Below are 22,442 nucleotides of genomic sequence, written 5' to 3' on the forward strand. Positions count from 1 at the left end.
TGCAGTGACAGGTGCATACGTTCAGCCGATCGCGCCGGTCGGCGGGTCGCTCGCGTGGTCGGCACTGGTGGCGGTACTCCCGCTGCTGACCATGCTCGTCCTGCTCGCCGTCTTCCGTCTGCGGTCGCATTCGGCCGCGGGCATCGCGGTGGTGGTGGCCCTCATCGTGGGCACCGCCGTCTACGGCATGCCGGTCGGGTCCGCGCTCAGCGCCGGCGTCGAAGGCGCGGTCTTCGGTCTCTTCCCGATCATGTGGACGGTGGTCAACGCCGTCTGGGTGTACCGGCTCACCGTCGAATCCGGGCACTTCGACGTCCTCACCCGCGCCTTCGGGCGAATATCCCCGGATCCGCGGATCCTCACCATAGTCATCGCCTTCCTGTTCGGCGCGCTGCTCGAGGCGGTCGCCGGTTTCGGCACCCCCATCGTCGTGTCGACCGTCGTGCTCATCGGCGCCGGTCTGCCTCCGGTGCGTGCGGCCGCTGCGTCGCTGCTCGCCAACTCGGTCGTCACCCCGCTCGGCGTCATGGGCACACCGATCCTGACGATGTCGCGCGTGTCGGAGATCCCGATCGACGAGATCGGACCGGTCGTTGCGCGCCAGGTCTGCCTGCTCGCGGTGTTCATCCCGCTCGTGCTGGTCGCGGTGATCGGCGGATGGCGCGGTGTCCGCGAGACGTGGCCGGTCGCGCTCGTCGTCGGACTCGCCTTCGGCGCCGCCCAGTTCGTGTGCGCGAGCTACCTCACCGTGGGGCTGAGCAACATCGCCGGCGCAGTGGCCGGTCTGCTCGTGCTGGTCGTCGCGGTGAAGGTGCACCCCACGCATCGGGAGGCCCGCCGGGCCGCGGCCGAACGGATCCACGACTCGCGCCGACGCGTCGTCGAGGCATTCGCCCCCTACGCGCTGATCGTGGTCGTCTTCCTCGTCAGCCGGTTCGGTCCGGTGGCATCGCTGCTGTCGAACGCGAGCCTGTCGTTCCCCTGGCCGGGTGTGGACGTGACCACCGCGGACGGGGACGTTCCCACCGCGGAGACCTTCACCATCGATCTGTTCACCGCCCCGGGCAGCCTCGTCTTCGTCGCCGCGCTGCTGTCGATACCGGTGCTGAAGGTCGCGGTGGCCGACGCGGTGCGGTGCTTCGTCGCGGCGGTCGTGCAGTTGCGGTGGTCGTTCGCGACGGTGACGGCAGTTCTCGCCCTCGCGTACGTGATGAACCTGTCCGGGCAGACCGCCACGATCGGCGGGTTCCTCGCCGGTGCGGGCGTCGCGTTCGCGCTGTTGTCGCCCGTGCTCGGCTGGCTCGGCGTCGTGGTCACCGGCTCGAACACCGCCTCCAACGCGATGTTCGGCAGCCTGCAGGTCGCCGCGGCCCAGCAGTCGGGACTCGACCCGACCGTGCTGGTCGCCGGGAACATGGCCGGCGGCACCACCGGCACCCCGATCGCACTGCAGAACCTCGCGCTGGTGTCGTCGGTGAAGGGACTGTCCGGCAAGGACGGGCTGCTCATGCGCCGCATCTGGCCGCTGAGCATCGCCGGCCTCGCGGTGCTCTCCGTCCTCGTATGGCTGCAGTCGACCTCGGTGTTGGGTTGGATGGTGCCCTGACACTCCCGGCGTGCCGTGAATGCCTGGTTCGCCGGGGTGCACTAGCGTTGTCCGAGTGGTTCGCGCACAACCGATACTGACCCCGCTCACCGAAGCGGCGATCTTCCTCGTCGTCACCGTCGACGAGGGTGCAGAGGACACCGTGCGGGATCTGCTCGAAGATCTCTCGGGCCTGCGCCGCTCGGTCGGTTTCCGCATCCCGGAGGGCGGCCTGTCGGTCGTCACCGGCATCGGCTCGGACATGTGGGACCGGCTGTTCGACGGTCCCCGCCCTGCCGAACTGCACCCGTTCGTCCCGCTCGACGGCGGTCGGCACCAGGCACCCTCGACCCCCGGCGACCTGCTGTTCCATCTCCGCGCGTCGACGATGGACCTGTGCTTCGAACTCGCCGCGAAGATCAACGATCGGCTGCGTGGAGTGGCCCGGGTCGTCGACGAGACCCACGGCTTCCGCTATTTCGAACGCCGCGACCTGCTCGGCTTCGTCGACGGAACCGAGAACCCCGAGGACGACGAGGCCGTCGACGCGGCCCTGGTCTCCGACGAGGATCCGGACTTCGCCGGTGGTAGCTACGTCATCGTCCAGAAGTACCTGCACGACCTCGCGTCGTGGAACTCGCTGACGGTGGAGGAGCAGGAGCGGGCGATCGGCCGGACCAAGCTCGACGACATCGAACTCGACGACGAGACCAAGCCCGCGAATTCGCACGTCGCGCTGAACGTGATCGTCGACGAGAACGGGGTCGAGCAGCAGATCGTGCGCGCGAACATGCCGTTCGGCAGCTTCGGCGCCGACGAGTTCGGCACCTACTTCATCGGTTACTCGGCCACCCCGGAGGTGACCGAGCAGATGCTGCGCAACATGTTCCTGGGCAGCCCACCCGGCAACACCGACCGCATCCTGGACTTCTCCACCGCGGTGACGGGCTCGCTGTTCTTCTGCCCCTCGCTGGAGTTCCTCGAAGATCTTCCGCCGTCACCGGCGGATATTCCCTCCCACGAAGATTCGAGTGCCTCGACCGCCGGCCGGCCGGCCGACGGATCACTCGGAATTGGCGCTCTGCGAAGGAGTTCGACGCTGTGAACAATCTGTATCGCGACCTCGCCCCGATTTCCGAGGCAGCATGGACCGAGATCGAGGAGGAGGCCGCGCGCACCTTCGAGCGGCACGTCGCCGGACGCACCGTCGTCGACTTCTCCGGACCGCACGGCACCGACTTCGCAGCGGTGGGTCTCGGCCGCACCCGCGAGATCGAGCCCCCGGCCGCCGGAGTGCGGGCACGCCAGCACCGCGTCGCGCCGGTCGTCGAACTGCGGGTGCCGTTCACGCTGTCGCGCGAGGAGATCGAGAGCGTCGAGCGCGGTTCCCGCGACATCGACCTCGACCCCGTCAAGGAAGCGGCCCGCCAGATCGCCTTCGCCGAGGACCGCGCGATCTTCGAGGGCTACGCGGCCGCCGGTATCGAGGGCATCCGGGCGTCGTCGTCGAACCCGTCCCTGCAGCTGCCCGAGGATCCCCGCGATTTCCCGGAGATCATCAGCCAGGCGCTGTCACAGCTGCGACTGGCGGGTGTGGGCGGCCCGTACTCGATCCTGCTCGGCGCCGACGAGTACACCAAGGTCAGCGAGACCTCCGATCACGGCTATCCGATCCGCGAACAGCTGCGCCGCCTCATCGACGGCGACCTCATCTGGGCCCCGGCGATCGACGGTGCGTTCGTCCTGACCACGCGCGGCGGCGACTACGACCTGCAGGTCGGTCAGGACCTGTCGATCGGCTACCTCTCGCACGACGCCGAGACGGTGAACCTGTACTTCCAGGAGTCGTTCACCTTCCTCGTCTACACCGGCGAGGCCTCGGTTCCGCTGGTGCCGACGACGCTCGAACTCCCGCACTGAGCCGACCCCGGGGCGTTCGCGCGTGCGGCGCCCCGGGTCACCGAGCGAGAGCGAAGTGCGCGCGATCTAGTTCCGGATCGCCCCGGCCTTCAGCGCCGCCGCGTTGACGCGGACGAGCGCGGCGTGCAGGTCCTGGAGTTCGTCGAGCCCGACACCGAGGGCGTCGACGACCTGACCCGGCACCGATTCGGCCTCGGCGCGCAGCGCCCGCCCGGCGTCGGTGAGCTCGAGGACGAGTTGCCGTTCGTCGGCGGCGCTGCGCGCACGGGTGATCAGCCCCAGAGCTTCGAGCCGCTTGAGCAGGGGAGAGAGCGTGGGGGAATCGAGCTGGAGCAACTGCCCCACTTCCTTGCTCGTCAGCGGCGAGCGTTCCCACAGGGCGAGCATCACCAGATACTGCGGATGGGTCAGGCCCAACCTGTCGAGGATCGGCCGATAGACCGCGAGCACGGCGCGGTTCGCCACGGCGAGCGCGAAACACACCTGCCGCTCCAGTGCGAGAGGATCATCGCCGGAAGCGGGGAGATGAGTGGCCGGGGACTCGACGCTCATGAATCGACGATACCGAACCGGTATGCCCTGACCCGGGTTCTCCCTGGTGCAACGATCCTCACGGGTCGTAATCGGGATAGGTCGTGTGCAACCTCAGGTAGCCGGTGACGTTCTCGCCCAACCATCCTTCGCTCTCCTCCGGCGTCACGCCGTCGCAGACCGCGTCGCCCTCGATGCAGATCCGTTCGACGACGATCGGCCCGAAGTCGTCGCGACCGCCACTGAGTGTGATGCCCGGAGCGACCTCGCCGGGGAACAGCGTCTCGACCCCCCCGGGTGTCGCGCGGATCGGAGTACAGCACACCGCTGATCCGCTCCGGCGGCACCGAACCGTCGGCGGCGATCTCGGCGAGGACGTCGCCGGCGATCGACGCGCCCTGCGAGTAACCGAGGACGACGAGTTCGCTGTCGGGACACGAGCTGTGCCGGACGGTGATCGTCTCGCGCAGGCGCTGGTGCCCGATCCTCTTGGACTCGTCGTAGGCGAGACGCCCCGACCCCTCGCTCGACCCGGACTCGGGCACCGGGACCACGACGGCGGGATACCGGATGTGCTCGACCACCGTGCCGGGTGCCGCGTATCGCGCCGAGATCTTCGCGAGGGGCGAATCGGGATCGATCGAATCGGGGGTGTCGATGTTGCGGGTTCCGTCGACCGCGATGACGAACCGCTCCGGGCACGGACGGAAGGTCTCCGCTCCGGCGGTGGATGCGGTGCCGGCGGTGGCAGCGGCGGCGACAGGTCCGGTCAGACCGAGGGTGAGTCCTGCGATGATCGCCAGGACACGACGGCAAGCGAAGTCGGACATGGCAGTCTCCTGTGATCGATCCCGACACCGATGACTACCGCACGAGAATATCGTCCCTTTTGACTCATTTCTCGTCGGAGAACCGCTACCTGGAGTGTAGTTGGTTACAAAGTCACAGACCGAACGTTCGGAATTTTCGAGGAGGGTCGGTCAGGAGAGTCCGGTGCTCCGCAGGGTGATGTTGAGGCGCCCCGCGGTGAGTCCGCAGCGGGCGCTGCCGGTGTCCGGATACACGACCGGCACCCCGTGGTACGCGAATCGCGACGGCCCACCGAAGACGAACAGGTCGCCGGATTCGAGACGCACGTCGGTGTAGGGCCGGCCTCGCGACTCGGTGTTGCCGAACCGGAACAGGCAGGCCTCCCCGAGGCTGAGCGACACGATCGGCGCGCTCACCCGTTCGTCCTTGTCCCGGTGCATGCCCATCCGCGCGTCGCGGTCGTAGAAATTGATCAGGGCGGTATCGGGTTCGTACCCGCTCCCGGCCGCCGGATCGTCGTAGGCATCGGCGACGGCACGCCGCCCGAGTTCGACGAGCAGGTCGGGAAGCGGGGGAACGGGAGCGTCGTCGACGTCGACCGCGGTGCGGGTGTACCGGTACGGCGACCAGTGCCATCCGAGGCACACCGTGCTCACCGACATCCGTCCGCCACCCGGCAGCAGGGTGTGCCGCATCGGCGCCGGCGGGCGCGCCCATTCGCGACACAGCTCGACGAGCTCGCGCTGTTCGTCCGGGCCGAGCCAGTCGGGCACGTGCACGGCGCCCGGCGCGATCTCGCGTCGCGGACGGGAGACGGAGAACAATTCGTCCATCCCGGGTGCTCGACCTTCCGTGCGTGTGAGCGGTACGTACAGCCGGTGATACGTGTAGACAGGTTCCGTACCAACTGTGCCGCACGGGACGGCACTGCGATTCGACGGGGAGGTAACAGCGATGAAGGTCGAAGGCAGAGTGGCCGTCGTGACCGGCGGGGGCGGCGGAATCGGCGGCGCCATCGCTGCCGGCCTCGTCGAACGGGGTGCGCGAGTGGTGGTCGCCGACCTCGACGAACACGCGGCCCAGCGCGTCGTCGCAACGCTCGAGGAGAAGACCCCGGGCAGCGCCGTCGCGGTGGCGGCGGACGTCTCCGACGACGAGCACATCCGCGGACTCGTCGAGCGCGCCGAAGCGGAGTTCGGTCCCGTGGACATGTACTTCGCCAATGCCGGTGTCACCGGTGTGCCGGGCCTGGAGATCGAGGACTCGGTCTGGGAGCAGTCCTTCGATGTCAACCTGCGCGCACACATCCGGGCGGCGCGACTGCTGGTGCCCCGCTGGGTCGAACGCGGCGAGGGCTATTTCGTCAGCACGGCGTCGGCGGCGGGCCTGCTCACCCAGATCGGCTCGGCCACCTACTCGGTCACCAAGCACGCGGCCGTCGGTTTCGCCGAGTGGTTGTCGGTGACCTACGGCGACAAGGGCGTGCGGGTGAGCTGCCTGTGCCCGATGGGCGTCAACACACCCCTGCTGTACTCGGGGGACGCATCCGGGCATGCACTCGGCGAACTCGCCACCCGCGCCGTCACGACCGCCGGTGCGGTGCTCGAACCCGCGGACGTCGCGGAGACGGTGTTCGCCGCGATGGAGGAGGAGCACTTCCTGATCCTTCCTCACCCGGAGGTCCTCGAGATGTACCGGAACAAGGGCGCCGACTACGACCGGTGGCTGCGCGGCATGCGTCGCTACCGTCAGGCCCTCGAGGAGTCGACTCCCACCGATTCGTGAAATCGGTGCCCCTCCCGCCGGTGGTGTCCTAACGTCACCGGTCATGACATCCGTCGACACCGTTCGCGGCCCCCTCGACACGGGCCGTCTGGGCAGAGTCCTCATGCACGAGCACGTCTTCGTGCTCGGCGAGGAGATCCGCAGCAACTTTCCCGACTACCCGAGCCCGTGGGACGAGGACGAGCGTGTCGACGACGCGGTGGCGAAGTTGAAGGCGTTGTCGGAGCGTGGCATCGACACGATCGTCGATCCCACGGTGGTCGGTCTCGGCCGGTACATCCCGCGCATCCAGCGCGTCGCCGAACAGGTGGACATCTCCATCGTCGTCGCGACGGGCCTGTACACCTACAACGATCTGCCGTTCCAGTTCCACAACGTCGGGCCGGGGCTGCTGGTGGACGGACCGGAACCGCTCACCGAACTGTTCGTGAAGGACATCCGCGAGGGCATCGCCGGCACGGGGGTACGTGCAGGAATGCTCAAGTGCGCCATCGAGCTTCCGGGCCTCACGCCGGGCGTCGAACGCGTGATGCGGGCGGTGGGGCAGGCGCACGTCGAGACCGGCGTGCCGATCACGGTGCACACCAACCCGCACACCGGATCGGGGGAGGTGGCGCAACGCGTGCTCGCGGAGGAAGGCGTCGACCTCACCAAGGTGGTCGTCGGGCACAGCGGTGATTCGACCGATCTGGATTACCTGCGACGGATCGCCGACGCCGGTTCGATTCTGGGGATGGACCGCTTCGGCCTCGACCTGCTGTTGCCGTTCGAGCAGCGCGTCGATACGGTGGTCGCGCTCGTGGAGGCCGGTTATACCGAGCGCATGGTGCTCTCGCACGACGCGGCATGCTTCATCGACTGGTTCCCGCACGACGTGAAGCAGGCCGCCGTGCCCAACTGGAACTACAACCACATCAGCGACGAGGTGCTGCCGGCCCTGCGTGAACGGGGCGTGACCGAGGAGCAGATCACCACGATGCTCGTGGACAATCCGCGGCGGATCTTCGAACGGTAAGAGTGCTCAGGCCGCGTCGTGCAGGACCAGGCCGAGCGTGCGACGCAGACCGGAACGGACGGTGCTCACGCCGTGCCGGACCGGTGCCCGCGACCATCCGCGTGCCGAGCGGATCGGTCGGTCGCGGGTGGTGAAGATCAGCGCGTGGCCTCGCTCGAGCACAGTGACGGTGCCCCGCGACTGCGCGCGCGGCCGTTGTTCGACCAGCAGGAACTCACCACCGGTGTAGTCGACGCCCGCCCGGTCGAGCCCGATCACGACCTGCAGGGGGAACACGAGGTCGCCGTAGAGATCGCGGTGCAGGGCGTTCCAGTCGCCGGTGGTGTAGCGCAGCATCAGCGGGGTGGGGTCGGTCTGGCCGGCCGCGTGGCACATGCCCAGCCAGTCGTCGAAGTCGTCGGGCCAGGGTGCCGGATCGCCGAGGCGTTCGGCCCACGAGCGCGCGACGCCGAGCAGCTGCCGGTAGAACGCCGAGCGCAGGTGTGCGACGGCGTCGGGGACGGGTGGGCCGAAGTACTTGTAGATGCCGTGCCCGTATCGGTAGCGGCTCATGTCGACCGTGGTGCGGAATCGGGCGTCGTCGTCCCACAGGGCCGCGAGCTCGGCGCATTCGTCGTCGCTCAGCAGCGGCCCGGTGAGGACGCAGCCGTTCTCGTCGAGCTCGTTCGTCAGCTCGGGCAGGTTCAGTGCGTCGACGCGCGACTGCAGGCTGTCGATGGTCTTCACGGGGTTCTCCTCGATCGGCACGGACACTCGTAGGGAAGACGTCGCCGCCGTCGGAAATGTGAGTACCCGGAACCGGAAAGGATCAGCGCGGCCGGTCGTCGACGAGTTTGTGCAGCAGATCGGACAGTCGCGCGCGTTCCTCGGCGCCGAGCCGGTCGAACATCTCGACGGCGTCGGCATCGCGGGCGGAGGCCAACTCGGCCCGGATCCTGCGGCCCTCGTCGGTCAGCCGCACGCAGACCGCGCGCCGGTCGGCGGGATCGGGGAGCCGCTCGGTGAGGCCCCGCGATTCGAGGCGGTCGACCACCTCGGTGGCCGAGCGGGGGACGATACGCAGTTCCTTGGCCACGACACCGAGGCGGATGGGGTCGTCGGCGCGTCCGATGACGTCGAGCGCCCGGTACTCGTGGGGTGACAATCCCCACGGTTGGAGGAGGTCGTGCCAGCGTCGGCGCAGCGTACGCGTGGTGGTGAGGAGGAGATCGCGCAGTGCGACGGGTGAATCCGACATAGTGGTAACACTACCTCACTTGACGGTTGCCACTCAATGAGGCAACCTCAATAAGTACGAAACACGAACCACGAATCGAGGTGGCGCACATGATGCAGCCCCCACCCACACTCGGCGGCAAGCCGGGCGGCCGCGGCGGGATCGACAAGAAAGATCTCGAGCAGCTCCGCGAAGCCCCGGTGAGCCTGCGCCGTATCGGCGCCCTCTTCGCGCCCTACCGGTGGAAGATCACCCTCGTCGTCGCGCTCATCATCGCCTCATCGGTGATCTCCCTCGCGACGCCCTTCCTCGTCCGCGCCGTCATCGACGACGCCATCCCGCACCAGAACGTGAGCCTGCTGCTGTGGGCGGTCGGCGGCATGCTGGCCGTCACCGTCGCGAGCTCGCTCCTGTCCGTCGTCCAGACCTGGATCTCCACGACCGTCGGCCAGAACGTCATGCACGGTCTGCGCACCCGGGTCTTCTCCCACCTGCAGCGACAGTCGCTGAACTTCTTCACCCGCACCCGCGGTGGCGAGATCCAGTCGCGGTTGACCAACGACATCGGCGGCATGCAGTCCGTGGTCACCAACACCGCGACCTCGCTGGCGTCCAACGTCACCACCGTCGTCGGCACGGCGATCGCCATGGCGGTCCTCAGCTGGCGACTGGCCCTGCTCTCCCTGATCGTGCTCCCGCCGGCCATCTGGCTCACCCGCCGGGTCGCACTCATGCGCCGCGCCGTCACCGCCCGTCAGCAGCGCCGCCTCGCCGACATGCAGTCGCAGATCGACGAAGGACTGTCGGTCAGCGGTGTGCTGCTCGTCAAGACGCTGGGCACCGGCCCGGCACTGTCCGACAAGTTCGCCCGCACGTCGGAGGAGCTGGCCGATCTCGAGGTGCACGCGCAGTTGTCCGGCCGCTGGCGCATGGCCACGATGAACATCGTCTTCGCGGCGATCCCCGCGGTCCTCTATCTCGTCGCCGGCCTGCCGGCCACCTCGGGCGGCATGACGATCGGCACCCTGGTGGCGTTCACCGGACTGCAGGGCGCGCTGTTCCGGCCGCTGATGAGCCTGCTCGACGTCGGTGTCTCCGTCACCAGCTCACTGGCCCTGTTCAGCCGCATCTTCGAATACCTCGACCTTCCCGTCGACATCGACGACCCGCGCGATCCGGTGGCCGTCGACCCGGCGACCGTCGCCGGCCGGGTGCTGTTCGAGAACGTGAGCTTCCGCTACGAAGGAGCTCACCGCAACGCGCTCGACGGGATCGACCTCGACGTCCCGGCGGGAGCGCAGGTCGCGCTCGTCGGCGAGACCGGATCGGGCAAGACCACGCTCGGCTCGCTCGTCGCACGACTGTACGACCCGGTCGACGGACGCGTGAGCATCGACGGCGTCGACCTGCGCGACATGCGGCTCGCCGATCTCGCCGGACTGGTCGGCGTGGTCTCGCAGGAGACCTACCTCCTCCATGCGACCGTCCGGGAGAACCTGCGCTACGCGAAGCCCGACGCGACCGACGACGAGATCGAGGCCGCGGCCCGCGCCGCCCACATCCACGACCTGATCGTCTCGCTGCCCGACGGCTACGACACCGTCGTCGGTGCCCGCGGACACCGCTTCTCCGGTGGCGAGAAGCAGCGCCTGGCGATCGCACGTACGCTCCTGCGCGACCCGCGTGTCCTCGTGCTCGACGAGGCGACCAGTGCCCTCGACAACGACACCGAGCACGCCGTGCAGCAGGCCCTCGACGCCGCGCGCAGCGGTCGTACGACCATCACCATCGCGCACCGGCTCTCGACCGTGCGCAACGCCGACGAGATCGTGGTCCTCGACCGGGGCCGCATCGTCGAACGCGGAACGCACGACGAACTCGTCGCCCGCGGTGGCCGCTATGCGACCCTCGCCGCCCGTGCAGAGCGAGGTGAGACCGGCGCCGCCGTGCGGAGCGAGGTCGATACCGCCGCCGTGCGGAGCGAGATCAGTCCTTCAGAGTGGCCGCGAGAGCGCGCCGCAGTTCGTTCCGGCTGATCTTGCCCACACCCGTGACGGGGAAGGCGCCGACGAACTGCACCTTGTCGGGGATCTTGTACTCGGCCAGCCCTCGCTCTCTCAGGAACTTCTTGAGCGCGAGGGCCTTCGGCGCTTCACCCTCGGTGACGACGAAGGCGCAGGTGCGCTCGCCGAGATACTTGTCGGGCATCGACACCACCGCCGCATCGAGCACGGCCGGGTGCGCGATCAGATGGTTCTCGACCTCCTCGGCCGCGATCTTCTCGCCACCACGATTGATCTGGTCCTTCGCGCGTCCCTCGACGACGATGTAACCGTGCTCGGTGAGCCGGACGATGTCGCCGGTGCGGTAGAAACCGTCCGGGGTGAACGCCGTCGAATTGTGTTCCGGCGCGTTGTAATAACCCCGGATCGTGTACGGGCCGCGGGTGAGCAGGTGACCGGTGGTGCCCACGGGCACGGGTTCGTCCGCGTCGTCGACGACGCGGATCTCGTCGTCGGCACTGATCGGCCGGCCCTGGGTGGTGACGATGGTGTCCTCGTCGTCGTCGAGCCGGGTGTAGTTGACGAGACCCTCCGCCATACCGAAGACCTGTTGCAGCGTGCAGCCGAGTTCGGGGCGAACGCGTTTGGCAGCCTCGGCCGGGAACTTCGCGCCACCGACCTGCAGCACCTGGAGCGACGACAGGTCGCGCTCGGTGCGGGCCCGCGCCGACAGCCACGCCTGCGCGAGGGGCGGGACGAGCGACGCCATCGTCACGCCCTCGCTCTCGATCAGGGCGAACGCGGTGTCGGGGCTCGGATCCGGAGCGAGGACGACGGTGCCGCCGGCGTGCAGCACACCGAGGATGCCCGGTGAACTCATCGGGAAGTTGTGCGCCGCCGGCAACGCGACCAACATGCGGGTGTTCTCGTCCACCCCGCAGATCATCGCGGACTCGCGCACCGAGTACAGATAGTCGGCGTGGGTGCGGGGGATGAGCTTCGACGTCCCGGTGGTGCCGCCCGACAACTGCAGGAAGGCAACGCTTTCGGAGTCGTTCTCCGTGATCGGCGCGGGTTCGCGGTCGCGCAGCGAGTCGAGCGCGGTGAACTCCTCGGCCTCACCGGCGACCACGACCGCCGGCGGATTCTCCATCTCGGAGGTGACCTGCCGGGCGAGCACGCGGTAGTCGAATCCGCCGTGTTCGTCGGCGATCACGTACGCCGCGGCGTCGCTGAACCGGCAGAAGTAACCGATTTCCGACGCGCGGTGTGCGGGCAGGGAGAAGACGGGGAGCGCGCCGAGCCGGAAGACCGCGAAGAGCACCTCGGTGTACTCGACGATGTTCGGCAACTGCAGGACGACACGGTCGCCCTTGCGTACCCCGAGGTCGGCGAGACCGGCGGCGATGCGGGCCGAGGCGTCGTCGAGTTCGCGGTAGGTGATGCTCCGCCGAGTGGCCGTCGCGTCGTGTCCGACGACGGCGGTGCGATCGGCGAACCGGGCGGCGCGGGCCGGGAGGAACTCGCCGAAGGTCTCGCTCGTCCAGTAACCGGCTGCGCGATACCGCTCGGCGAACTCCTCGGGGTAGCGGGCGGTGTCGACGAGCGGGGTGCGCTCGAAACCGGTTGTCACGGAACGGTTCCTTTCGGGATGCGGATCGATGTGGGGTCGGTCGGTCAGGCACGGAGGGTGGCGCCGCCGTCGATGTACAGCGCCTGCATGGTGATGTGACGGGCACGGTCGGACAGCAGGAATTCGATGGCCTCGGCGATGTCGGCGGGCTCGGCGATGCGGCCGAGGGGGATGCCCACCTTGAACTGCGACGGATCGCCCTCGATGGCGCTGCGGGCGCCGGCGTCGTCGTTCGGATCCTCCCACAGCGAGCGCTGCATGGCGGTGTCTGTGGAGCCCGGCGCGACGATGTTGGCGCGGATCCCGTACTGCGCCAGTTCGAGTCCGAGGATCCGGACGATCATCGTGGCGGCGGCCTTGGACGATCCGTAGGCACCCATGCCCATCCGCGGCACGCCCGCGGAATTCGATCCGACGACGACGATCGAACCCGACCGCCGCTCCCGCATGGCCCGTCCGACCGAACGCAGGACCGACAGCAGGCCGGTGACGTTGACGTCGTACATGTGCTGCCAGTCCTCGGGATCGGAGTCGAGCACCGATCCCGTGGTGAAGACACCGGCGACGTGCGCGAGATGCTCGATCGGTCCGTGCTCGGATTCGATGCTCTCGACGACGTGGGCGACAGCATCGTGGTCGCGGATGTCGACGGGGTAGGTGGGGACGGGGCCGCCGAGCAACGCGGCGGTCTTGCAGAGTCCTTCGGCGTCGCGGTCGGCGAGCACGAGACGGTGACCGGCGCGCGCGAGGGTCTCGGCGGTCGCGCGGCCGATGCCCTGCGCGGCCCCGACGACGAGCGTGACGGGGGAGGGTGCGGTATCGGTCATCGGAGTACTCCCAGTGCATCGAGGACGGTGCCGAACTTGACGGTCGTCTCGGCCAGTTCGTCGGCGGGGTCGGAGTCGGCGACGATACCGCCCCCGGCGTACGCCGTGAGCCCGACACCGTCGGCGTCGAGGACGGCGCAGCGGATGGTGACCAGCCACTCGCCGTCGCCCGCGGCGTCGCACCATCCGAGCGCACCGGCGTAGAAGCCCCGGTCGCCCTCGGTGGCGAGGATCAGATCGCGGGCCGCGGCGGTCGGCGTGCCGCAGATCGCGGGAGTGGGGTGCACTGCGAGTGCGAGATCGAGGGCCGTGACACCCGGATCGCGCAGGCGACCCTCGATGGGAGTGCCGAGATGCCACAGCTGGCGCGTGCTCGTCACGGTCGGCTGCTCGGGGATGTCGAGCTCGACGCACAACGGTTCGAGAGCGGTGCGGATCGCATCGATCACGTGCGCGTGCTCGGCGAGGTTCTTCGCGGAACCGGCGAGCCTGTCGGCCGTCGCCCGATCGATCTCGGGGTCGCGGTGGCGCGGTGCGGATCCAGCGAGGGGGTGGGCGGTGACCCGATCGCCGCGTCGGCGCACGAGCACCTCCGGGCTCGACCCCACCAGGTGGCGGCCCGTCCACGCGCCGCCGGCGGACGTGAGGTCGACGAGGAAGCCGTTGTGCAGCGGATCGTTTCGCGTGAGAGCGACGAGAAGGTCGTGCGGGGTGACGGGCCGGTCTGCGCGCAGGGCGAGTGTCCGGGCCAGCACCACCTTGAGCAGGTCGCTGTCGTCCGAGCGGAGCAGCCGCAGTACGGTCTCGACCCGATCGATGTGTTCGCCTTCCGACGGCAGTGCGCCCGTGATCGTGATCGGGGGCAGCTCGGCGGCCGGTGCGTCGTAGTGCGCGGGGACGTGGCGGAGTGTGTCCGGAGCGGTCAGTGCGGCCGGACCGTCGGGTGCGAAGGGCAGTGCTCCGACGATCGCGGCGACCTGTCCGGTGCGCAGGGCGTCGGCTGCGGAGGACGCGCGATCGAAGCGTCCGCTCACGCCTTCGGCGACCACCGTGCCGTGCGGGCGGGACAGGACGAACGGGTGCGCGACGGGCCGCTCGGCCCGGTCGGTAGCGGTTGCGCCGAGGACCGGCACTTGCATTCTCGTACCTTCCGGTTGAGGAGGTCTGCTGGCAGGACCGCGCCACAGGACACACGATCACTGAGCAAGATATACGGTAAGCCTAACCTTTGGTACTGTGCCCTCCGGCGCCGCAGCGCGCACATCAGCGGATTCCGTTCCCAGTCAATCGTTTCGATCGAAGGAAAGAGGATCTCCAGTGCCCCTTGCCGGCCCGGACGCCTCGCGGCTCGCCCTGTCGCGCGCACAGTCGGGTGTATGGTTCGCCCAGCAGCTGAACCCCGACAACCCGCTGTTCAACACCTCGGAGTGCATCGAACTGCGAGGCGTGGTCGACGAGGAAGCGCTGGTCACCGCCGTTTCCTCGGCGGCATCCGAGGCCGAGGTGCTGGTCGCGGGGTTCGAGACCCGCGCCGACGGTACGGTCGTCCAGATTCCCGGTGCGCGCACGCTCGATCTCGCCCCGACTCTCGACCTCACCTCCGCGGCGGATCCCTGGGGCGCGGCCCACGAGTGGATGGCACGCGACCTCGAACAGCCCGTCGACCCGGCAGTGGATCCGTGCGTCCGGGCCGCGGTCCTGCGACTCGCCGACGATCACGTCCTGCTCTACGTGCGCGCCCACCACATCGTGCTCGACGCCTTCGGTTTCTCGTTGTTCAACCGGCGCATCGCCGAGCGCTACACCGCCGCAGTTGCCGGCGCGAAAGTTGCTGCTGCACGGTTCGATCCGGTCGAACCGGCGATACGGGAGGAATCGGACTACCGCGACTCGGCCGCCTTCGACGCCGACCGTGACTTCTGGGGAGAGTACCTCGACGGCGTGGACGAAGCGGTCGCCCTCCGGCCCGGCCCGGGTGGCATCGCCCGTCGCTCCCGGGGTGCGCGCTTCACCCTCGACGCCGAACAGCAGCGCGGTCTGGTGACCCTGGGTAAGGAGGCCGGTGCGAGTTGGGGCGACGCGGTCACCGCCCTCGTCGCCGCGTACCTGCGCGGAGCGACCGGTCGCGAGGACCTCACGCTCGGTTTCCCCGTCATGAACCGCCTGGGCACCGCCGCACTGCGGGTGCCGATCACTGCCGTCAACGTCGTTCCGCTGCGCCTGAACCCCACCGCATCGGCCACCCTCGTCGATCTCGTCGCCCAGGTACGCGACGGAGTAGCATTGTGTCGCAACCACTATCGCTATCGCACCGAGGACATCCAGCGCGACCTGCGACTGCCCACCGGATCCCGCGGCGTCATCGGCCCGTCGGTCAACGTCAAACCGTTCGGCGACTCGCTCCGGTTCGGCGACATGCGTGCGGCCGTGCACTCGATCGCCCGAGGACCCCTGCAGGACTTCATGGTCACCGTGCGGCCGCTCGACGGCAGTGCCGGACTCGAGGTGTTCGTCGACGTCGACGCCGACGTCTACAGCGAGGCGGATCTGACGATCCACACCGAGCGCCTGGAGATGCTGTTCGGTTCGGTGGCCGAGCGGGATCTGCACACCCCGCTCGCGCAGGTGTCCGTCCTGACCGCCGACGAGCGACGGACGATCCTCGACGACTGGAGCCACAGCCCGGACATCCCGTTCGACCCCGACCTGACCCTCGTCGACCTGCTGCGGGAGAGGATCGAGGCGGCCCCCGACGCACCGGCCGCTGCGGACACCCATGTGACGCTCACCTACGCACAGTTCGGCGCCCGGGTGCACCGCCTGGCCCGCCACCTCGTCTCGAGCTTCGATCTCGACCGGCCGCACGCGCGGGTCGCCCTCGCGCTGCCCCGCACCGTCGACGCGCTGATCGCGATCCACGCCGTCCTCGAGGCCGGTGCCGCCTACGTCCCGCTCGACGTCGACCAGCCCCTCGAACGCCTCGCCCACATCCTCGGCTCCACCGACCCCGTCTGCGTCCTCACCACCCGCGCGACCGACGACCGGGTCGCCGAGGTGACGGGGGCGCCGCAGCGCGTCGTGCTCGAGGATCTCGACCTCGACGCCGTGTCCGACGCTCCGCTCGACGACTCGGAGCGCGGTCCGCTGACACCCGACTCGATCGCCTACGTGATCCACACGTCCGGCTCCACCGGCCGACCGAAGGGCGTCGTCGTACCCCACCGCGGGCTGGTCAACCTCTTCCACAGCCACCGCGCCCAGGTGTTCACCCGTGCCGCCCGCGAGGCCGGCCGCGAATCCGTCCGCCTCGGACTGGCCTGGTCGCTCGCGTTCGACGCGTCGTGGCAGCCGTTGCTGTGGATGCTGGCCGGGCACACCGTCGACATCGTCGACGAGGCGACCCAGCGTGACCCGGCGGCTCTCGCACGCCGCGCCCTCGACGAGGGATGGGATTTCGTCGAGTTCTCACCGAGTCAGCTCGAGCAGTTCGTCGACGACGGCCTGTTCCCGGACGGCACCGTGCCCACCCTCGGTTTCGGCGGCGATGCCGTCTCCGAGCGGTTGTGGAGCCGCCTGCGCGAACGCCGGGGTGCGGCCTTCAACTTCTACGGCCCCACCGAGTGCAGCGTCGACGTCCTCGTCGCGGAGGTCGCCGACGCCGAGACGCCGGTCGTCGGCCGTCCTGTCGCCAACCTGCGCGTCCACGTCCTCGACGCGGGACTGGCGCCCGTGCCGCCCGGAACCGAGGGTGAGCTGTACGTCGCCGGGCCGGGCGTGGTCCGGGGGTATCTCGACGCACCCGCCCTCACCGCGACGAGGTTCGTCGCGAATCCGTACTCGGAGGACGCTTCCGGTCCGTACGCCCGCCTGTACCGCACCGGCGATCTCGTGCAGTGGACCGAGGACGGCCGGCTCGTCTACCGCGGCCGGGTCGACAACCAGGTCAAGGTCCGGGGATTCCGCATCGAACTCGGTGAGGTCGATGCCGCTCTGTTGCGCATCCCCGGCGTCTCCCGCGCCGCGACGGTGGTGCGCACCGATCCTTCCGGCACCGCGCAACTCGTCGGTTATCTCGTCGGTCAGGACGTGCCCGAACCGGTCGAGGCCCGCCGCCTCGTCGCCGAGTTCCTGCCCGGGTACATGGTTCCCGCGGCGCTCGTCGTCCTCGACGAGATGCCGTTGACCTCCAATGGCAAGCTCGACCGCAAGGCACTGCCCGAGCCGGACTTCTCGTCGATGGTCTCGTCCCGCGTCGCGGAGACCGAGACCGAACGGGCACTGTGCCGCATCTACGCCGAGATCCTGGGGCTCGACACGGTGGGCGCCGACGACGACTTCTTCGCCCTCGGTGGACATTCGCTCAGCGCCGCGAAGCTGCTCGCCCGGATCCGCGACGAGCTCGGTGTGGAGCTGCCGATCCGGACGGTCTTCGACCATCCGCAGGTCGTCGCGCTCGCCGTCCACTGCAGCAACGGTGCGGACACCGCCCCGGACCGGCCTGTGCTCGTCCCGCGCGGTGGGACCGATCCTGCACCCCAGTCACTTGCTCCGCTGTCGTATGCGCAGCAGCGGTTGTGGTTCATGTACCGCATGGAAGGGCCCAGCCCGACCTACAACGTCCCCATCACCGTCGACCTGCACGGACCCGTCGATCCGGATGCTTTGCGGCACGCGGTCTCCGACGTGCTCGCACGCCACGAGAGCCTGCGCACCGTCCTCGTCGACCGCGACGGCGTGGGGATGCAGCACGTGCGCGGAACAGAAGAGATCGCAGTTCCTTTCGCGGTCGAGGCCGTCGACCGCGACGCGCTCACCGACCGCCTGCACTCCGAGGCCCGGCACGCGTTCGATCTCGAACGCGAGATCCCGTTGCGGATCCGGTTGTTCACGATCGCGCCCGACGAACACGTGATGCTCGTGCTCGCCCACCACATCGCGAGCGACGAACTGTCCACGCCGCTGCTGCTGCGCGATCTCGGCAACTTCTACTCCGCGCACGTACGCGGTGACTCCCACGAGCCGGCACCGTTGCCCGTGCAGTACGCCGACTACGCGATCTGGCAACGGGAACTTCTCGGCGACCAGGGCGACGAGAACTCGCTCGCTGCACGACAACTCGCGTTCTGGCGCGAGGAGCTCGAGGGCCTCCCGGCCGAACTCGACCTTCCCGTCGACCGTCCGCGCCCGGCCGTGGCGTCCTACGCGGGTGGCGGTGTCGAGCACCGGATCCCCGCCGACCGCGCGGCGGCGATCCGGGAGGCCGCCCGCACGACCGGCACCACGATGTTCATGATGGTGCACGCGGCGGTCGCGGTCGCACTGTCACACAGCGGCGCGGGCGAGGACATCCCGCTCGGCTCGCCCACCGCGGGACGGCCCGCCCCCGAACTCGACGACCTCGTCGGCTTCTTCGTCAACATGGTGGTGCTGCGCACCGACCTCTCGGGCGACCCCACGGTGCGCGAGCTGCTCGCCCGGATCAAGGACACCGACGTCGCGGCGTACTCGCACCAGGAGGTGCCGTTCGACCGCGTCGTGGAGACGCTCGCGCCCGAGCGCAGCGCGGCCCGGCACCCGCTGTTCCAGGTGATGGTGCAGTACCAGAGTCCGCCCGCGATCACGGGATTCGACGACCTGACGCCGACACCCTCGTTCGTCGCGAACGACACCGCGATGTTCGATCTCACCTTCGACGTCATCGAGGAATCCGACGGCGGTCTGTGTGTGCGCGTCGAGTACGCCCGCGACCTGTTCGACGAGTCGTCCGCCGAGGCCTTCGCCGCGCGGATCGAGCGGGCATTCGCCGCGGTGTGCGCCGATCCGGACGCGAGGCTCTCGACGCTCGATCTGCTCACCGGCGCCGAGCGAGAGGTGCTGCGTGCCGGTGACGCCGCCGCGCTCCCGGATCCGTCCGGACCGCACCGTGGCAGCGCCGACTGCTCGGCGACCCGCAGCCTGCCCGCCCTGTTCGCCCGCACCGTGGAGCGCTACGCCGACGAGATCGCGCTGGTCACGCCGTCGAACCGCCTGACCTTCCACGACCTCGACACATGGTCCGACCGGATCGCCCGTCACCTCGTCGCGAACGGGATCGGTCCGGAGGACGTCGTGGGATTGAGTCTTCCGCGCGAATCCGTGCTGGTCGCGGCGATCGTCGGCGTGTGGAAGTCGGGAGCGGCCCATCTGGTGCTCGACCCGGAACAGCCCGCGGAGCGGAACGAGTACATCCTCCGTGACGCCGGTGTGGGCGTCGTCCTCGATGCCGACGCGGTCGGATCGATCACCGACCCCGCCCCGGACGTGCGCCTGCCGGACGTGCACCCGGACACCGCCGCCTATCTCGTCTACACCTCCGGTTCGACCGGTACCCCCAAGGGCGTGGTGGTGCCGCACCGCGGTGTCGTGAACCTGTGGGAGACGGTGCGCACCCGCACCGTCGGCGATCCCGCGACGCGCCGCCGCGCCGTGCTGCTGAGCTACACCTTCGCGTTCGACTCGTCCGTCGAACCCCTCCTCGCAATGCTGGGCGGCCACACCGTGCACGTGCTCGCCGAGGACCTCATGGCCGATGCCGAGGGAATCGTCCGGTACGTCCGGGAGCACCGCATCGACGCGCTCGACTGCGGCCCCGTACTCGCCGGTCGCCTGCTCGCCGAGGGACTCCTCGACCCCACCGCGCCGCACCGCCCCGAGTCGATGGTGCTCGGTGGCGAAGCCGTCCCGGGCGCGCTGTGGTCGCAGCTCGCTGCGGAAACCGATGTGCGCGTGAGCAACATGTACGGTCCGACGGAATGCACCGTCGACGCGACCGGCGTCGTGCTCACCCCCGGCAGCGCCCCGAACATCGGAACACCGATCCACGGCGGCCGGGTGTACGTCCTCGACGCGTACCTGCGGCAGGTGCCCCCGGGCGTGGCCGGCGAACTGTACGTCGGCGGCCCGCACGTCGCCCGCGGCTATCTCGGCCGGAGTGCGCAGAGTGCGGGCCGGTTCGTGGCCGACCCCTTCGGCGCCGGTGGTGAGCGCCTGTACCGCACCGGCGATCTGGTGCGCTGGAGGATCTCCGGGGCCGACGGTCCGGTGCTCGACTACCTCGGCCGGACCGACGACCAGGTGAAGATCCGCGGCTTCCGCATCGAACTCGGCGAGATCGAGACCGTGCTCGGCGGCCACCCGGCGGTGAACGCCGCGGCGGTCGTGGTCCGCGAGGACGAACCGGGACGTAAACGGCTCGTCGCCTACGCGGCCGGAACGGCGGACCCCGATACCCTCCGGATGTACGTCACCGACCGGTTGCCCGACCACATGGTTCCCGCCGTCACGGTCGTGCTCGACGAACTGCCGGTCACTCGCAACGGAAAGATCGACCGCAGAGCACTTCCCGAGCCGGTCTTCGGCCCGGCCGCCGAGAGTCGGCTGCCGGTGGACGAACTCGAACAGCGTCTGTGCGACCTGACGGCGGGTGTGCTCGGACTCGACGCCGTGGGCCCCGACGACGACTTCTTCGCCCTCGGCGGTGATTCGATCGTGTCCATCCAGCTCGTGTCCGCGGCGCGCGCCGCCGGGATCCGCTTCACCGCTCGGCACGTCTTCGAACACCGCAGCCCGGCCGGACTCGCCCGGGTCGCGGAGATCGAGGACGGGCCCGGGACGGTCGACGTCGAGGCGGCACTCGGGGAGGTCCCGGCGACCCCGATCGTCCACGACATGCTCGACCGCGGTGGACCGTACGCCCGCTACGCGCAGTCGCGTCTGCTCCTCGCACCCGCAGGGTTGACCCTCGACCGGCTGACCGACGGCGTCCAGGCCCTGCTCGATACGCACGACGCGCTGCGGGCCGTCTTCGACCCGCAGGCACGGGTGCTCGACGTCCGCCCGGTCGGTTCCGTCGGCGCGGCGGATGTCGTGACCCGCGTGGGTATCTCGGGCTCGTCCGACCTGCAGGAGACGATCGTCGCCGCGACCGGGGCCGCCTACGCGGAACTCGATCCCGCCGCGGGCGCGCTCGTGCGCGTGATCTTCTTCGACGCCGGTCCCGACGCGCCGGGTCGGGTCTTCGTCGCGGTGCACCACCTCGTCGTCGACGGTGTGTCGTGGCGCATCCTGGTGCCCGATCTCGCCGGCGCGGTCGACGGGGTCGCACCGGTGCGCGCGGGCACGTCGCTGCGTCGCTGGGCGCGGGGACTGCTCGACGGGGTGCCGGCGCGCAGATCGGAACTGTCGCTGTGGCGGCGGATCCTTGCCCCGGCGGGACGCGTGCGTCTGGCGTCCGGGGATCCGGATCCCGTGCGGCACACCATGGCGGACACCGCGAAGGTGCAGGTCGAAGTTCCGTCCGAACTCACCGACGCGCTGCTCACCACCGTTCCCGAGCGGTTCCACGCCGGCGTCGAGGATGTCCTGCTCACAGCGTTGGCTTTGGCGTCCGCGCGGGTGTGCGGCGACGGGGCGGTCGCGGTCGACCTCGAAGGACACGGCCGCGAGGAACAGGCCGTTCCGGGGGCGGATCTGTCGCGCACCGTGGGATGGTTCACCACGCTTTATCCGGTGCGCCTGGATGTCGCAGGACTCGACGTCGCCGACGCGTACGCCGGGGGATCGAGCGCAGGTGACGCTCTGAAACGCGTGAAGGAACAATTGCGGGAGATTCCCGACAGCGGAATCGGATTCGGGATGCTGCGGCACCTCGATCCCGTGGGCGGTCCGGAACTCGCGAGCGCCGGTGCCGTGGACATCGGATTCAACTATCTTGGCCGGTTCACGCTGGGGGAGACCGAGGGGCAGTCATGGGCCGGTGCTCCGGAGGGCTCGGCGCTCGGTGGGGCCACCGAGGCCGACATGCCCGTGGCGCACGCCGTCGAGATCGGTGTGCTCACCGACGATTCCGGTGCCGAACCGGTGCTGCGCGGAATGTTCGGGTACAGCCCCGATCTCGTTCCGGCGGAGACGGTGTCGGCGTTGGCCGACGAATGGATCGCGGCGTTGCGTGCGCTCGCCGGGCACGCGTCGGACGAGGACGCGGGCGGGTTCACACCGTCCGATCTCACGCTCGACGACCTCGACCAGTCGGAGATCGACGATTTCGCGCTGGAATTCGGCTGAGAACGGAGCGCTTGG

The 22,442-nt window shown here is 69.4% G+C and carries 15 protein-coding genes; 7 read left to right on the forward strand and 8 right to left on the reverse strand.

All coding sequences use genetic code 11. The features are described 5' to 3' along the window. The first annotated feature begins 4 nt into the window (after positions 1-4). The 3 genes from CKW34_RS03620 to CKW34_RS03630 are packed head-to-tail and all read left to right on the forward strand — an operon-like array spanning position 5 to position 3,505. Positions 5-1,606 carry an L-lactate permease gene (locus tag CKW34_RS03620; protein WP_059382442.1) on the forward strand — a complete coding sequence of 534 codons (1,602 nt, stop codon included), beginning with the start codon at positions 5-7 and terminating at the stop codon, positions 1,604-1,606. 19 nt (positions 1,607-1,625) lie between these two features. Further along, complete coding sequence (locus tag CKW34_RS03625; protein WP_231921790.1) at positions 1,626-2,690, forward strand: Dyp-type peroxidase; 1,065 nt, start codon at positions 1,626-1,628, stop codon at positions 2,688-2,690. Beyond that, on the forward strand, positions 2,687-3,505 hold the full coding sequence (locus tag CKW34_RS03630; RefSeq protein ID WP_059382440.1) for a family 1 encapsulin nanocompartment shell protein: 819 nt from the start codon (positions 2,687-2,689) through the stop codon (positions 3,503-3,505). Before CKW34_RS03625 ends, CKW34_RS03630 begins: the two co-directional genes overlap by 4 nt. A 66-nt stretch (positions 3,506-3,571) precedes the next feature. Here CKW34_RS03630 and CKW34_RS03635 read toward each other — a convergent pair whose 3' ends face one another. The 3 genes from CKW34_RS03635 to CKW34_RS03645 all read right to left on the reverse strand — a co-directional run bounded on the left by CKW34_RS03635 (position 3,572) and on the right by CKW34_RS03645 (position 5,679). Further along, positions 3,572-4,057 (reverse strand): MarR family winged helix-turn-helix transcriptional regulator, encoded by a 486-nt coding sequence (locus CKW34_RS03635; RefSeq protein ID WP_059382439.1) that lies wholly within the window; start codon positions 4,055-4,057, stop codon positions 3,572-3,574. After that, complete coding sequence (locus CKW34_RS03640; RefSeq protein ID WP_231921791.1) at positions 4,054-4,866, reverse strand: cutinase family protein; 813 nt, start codon at positions 4,864-4,866, stop codon at positions 4,054-4,056. The genes CKW34_RS03635 and CKW34_RS03640 overlap by 4 nt, the downstream gene beginning before the upstream one ends. 150 nt (positions 4,867-5,016) lie before the next feature. Then, positions 5,017-5,679: an alpha-ketoglutarate-dependent dioxygenase AlkB family protein gene (locus tag CKW34_RS03645; protein ID WP_059382438.1), complete on the reverse strand. Its 663-nt coding sequence runs from the start codon at positions 5,677-5,679 to the stop codon at positions 5,017-5,019. A gap of 121 nt (positions 5,680-5,800) precedes the next feature. Here CKW34_RS03645 and CKW34_RS03650 point away from each other — a divergent pair, with 121 nt between their 5' ends. Together CKW34_RS03650 and CKW34_RS03655 are read left to right on the forward strand one after the other, a co-directional pair. After that, a complete protein-coding gene (locus CKW34_RS03650) occupies positions 5,801-6,631 on the forward strand; it encodes an SDR family oxidoreductase (protein WP_059382437.1) in 831 nt (276 codons plus the stop codon). Between the two features lie 43 nt (positions 6,632-6,674). Beyond that, positions 6,675-7,646 (forward strand): phosphotriesterase family protein, encoded by a 972-nt coding sequence (locus tag CKW34_RS03655; protein ID WP_016693969.1) that lies wholly within the window; start codon positions 6,675-6,677, stop codon positions 7,644-7,646. Between the two features lie 6 nt (positions 7,647-7,652). Here the strand turns inward: CKW34_RS03655 and CKW34_RS03660 are convergent, their stop codons facing one another. Both CKW34_RS03660 and CKW34_RS03665 read right to left on the reverse strand, forming a co-directional pair. Beyond that, complete coding sequence (locus CKW34_RS03660) at positions 7,653-8,372, reverse strand: 2OG-Fe(II) oxygenase (protein WP_059382621.1); 720 nt, start codon at positions 8,370-8,372, stop codon at positions 7,653-7,655. Between the two features lie 82 nt (positions 8,373-8,454). Further along, positions 8,455-8,883 carry a MarR family winged helix-turn-helix transcriptional regulator gene (locus CKW34_RS03665; protein WP_059382436.1) on the reverse strand — a complete coding sequence of 143 codons (429 nt, stop codon included), beginning with the start codon at positions 8,881-8,883 and terminating at the stop codon, positions 8,455-8,457. Between the two features lie 89 nt (positions 8,884-8,972). Here CKW34_RS03665 and CKW34_RS03670 point away from each other — a divergent pair, with 89 nt between their 5' ends. Further along, positions 8,973-10,898, forward strand: coding sequence for an ABC transporter ATP-binding protein (locus tag CKW34_RS03670; RefSeq protein WP_059382620.1), 1,926 nt, complete (start codon positions 8,973-8,975; stop codon positions 10,896-10,898). Here CKW34_RS03670 and CKW34_RS03675 read toward each other — a convergent pair. Genes CKW34_RS03675 through CKW34_RS03685 form a run of 3 tightly spaced genes read right to left on the reverse strand, consistent with a single transcriptional unit; the run spans position 10,849 to position 14,464 of the window. Then, positions 10,849-12,498, reverse strand: a complete 1,650-nt coding sequence (locus tag CKW34_RS03675; RefSeq protein ID WP_059382435.1) for a (2,3-dihydroxybenzoyl)adenylate synthase — start codon at positions 12,496-12,498, stop codon at positions 10,849-10,851. The two genes, CKW34_RS03670 and CKW34_RS03675, sit on opposite strands and share 50 nt — an antisense overlap. Before the next feature lie 44 nt (positions 12,499-12,542). Next, positions 12,543-13,325, reverse strand: a complete 783-nt coding sequence (locus tag CKW34_RS03680) for a 2,3-dihydro-2,3-dihydroxybenzoate dehydrogenase (RefSeq protein WP_059382434.1) — start codon at positions 13,323-13,325, stop codon at positions 12,543-12,545. After that, positions 13,322-14,464, reverse strand: a complete 1,143-nt coding sequence (locus tag CKW34_RS03685) for an isochorismate synthase (protein ID WP_059382433.1) — start codon at positions 14,462-14,464, stop codon at positions 13,322-13,324. Before CKW34_RS03685 ends, CKW34_RS03680 begins: the two co-directional genes overlap by 4 nt. 178 nt (positions 14,465-14,642) lie before the next feature. On the opposite strand from CKW34_RS03685, the gene CKW34_RS03690 reads away from it, so the two are divergent. Then, positions 14,643-22,427, forward strand: a complete 7,785-nt coding sequence (locus CKW34_RS03690; RefSeq protein WP_059382432.1) for a non-ribosomal peptide synthetase — start codon at positions 14,643-14,645, stop codon at positions 22,425-22,427. The last annotated feature ends 15 nt before the right edge of the window (positions 22,428-22,442 follow it).

The sequence above is a fragment of the Rhodococcus rhodochrous genome, assembly GCF_900187265.1.
Taxonomy (GTDB): Bacteria; Actinomycetota; Actinomycetes; order Mycobacteriales; family Mycobacteriaceae; genus Rhodococcus; species Rhodococcus rhodochrous.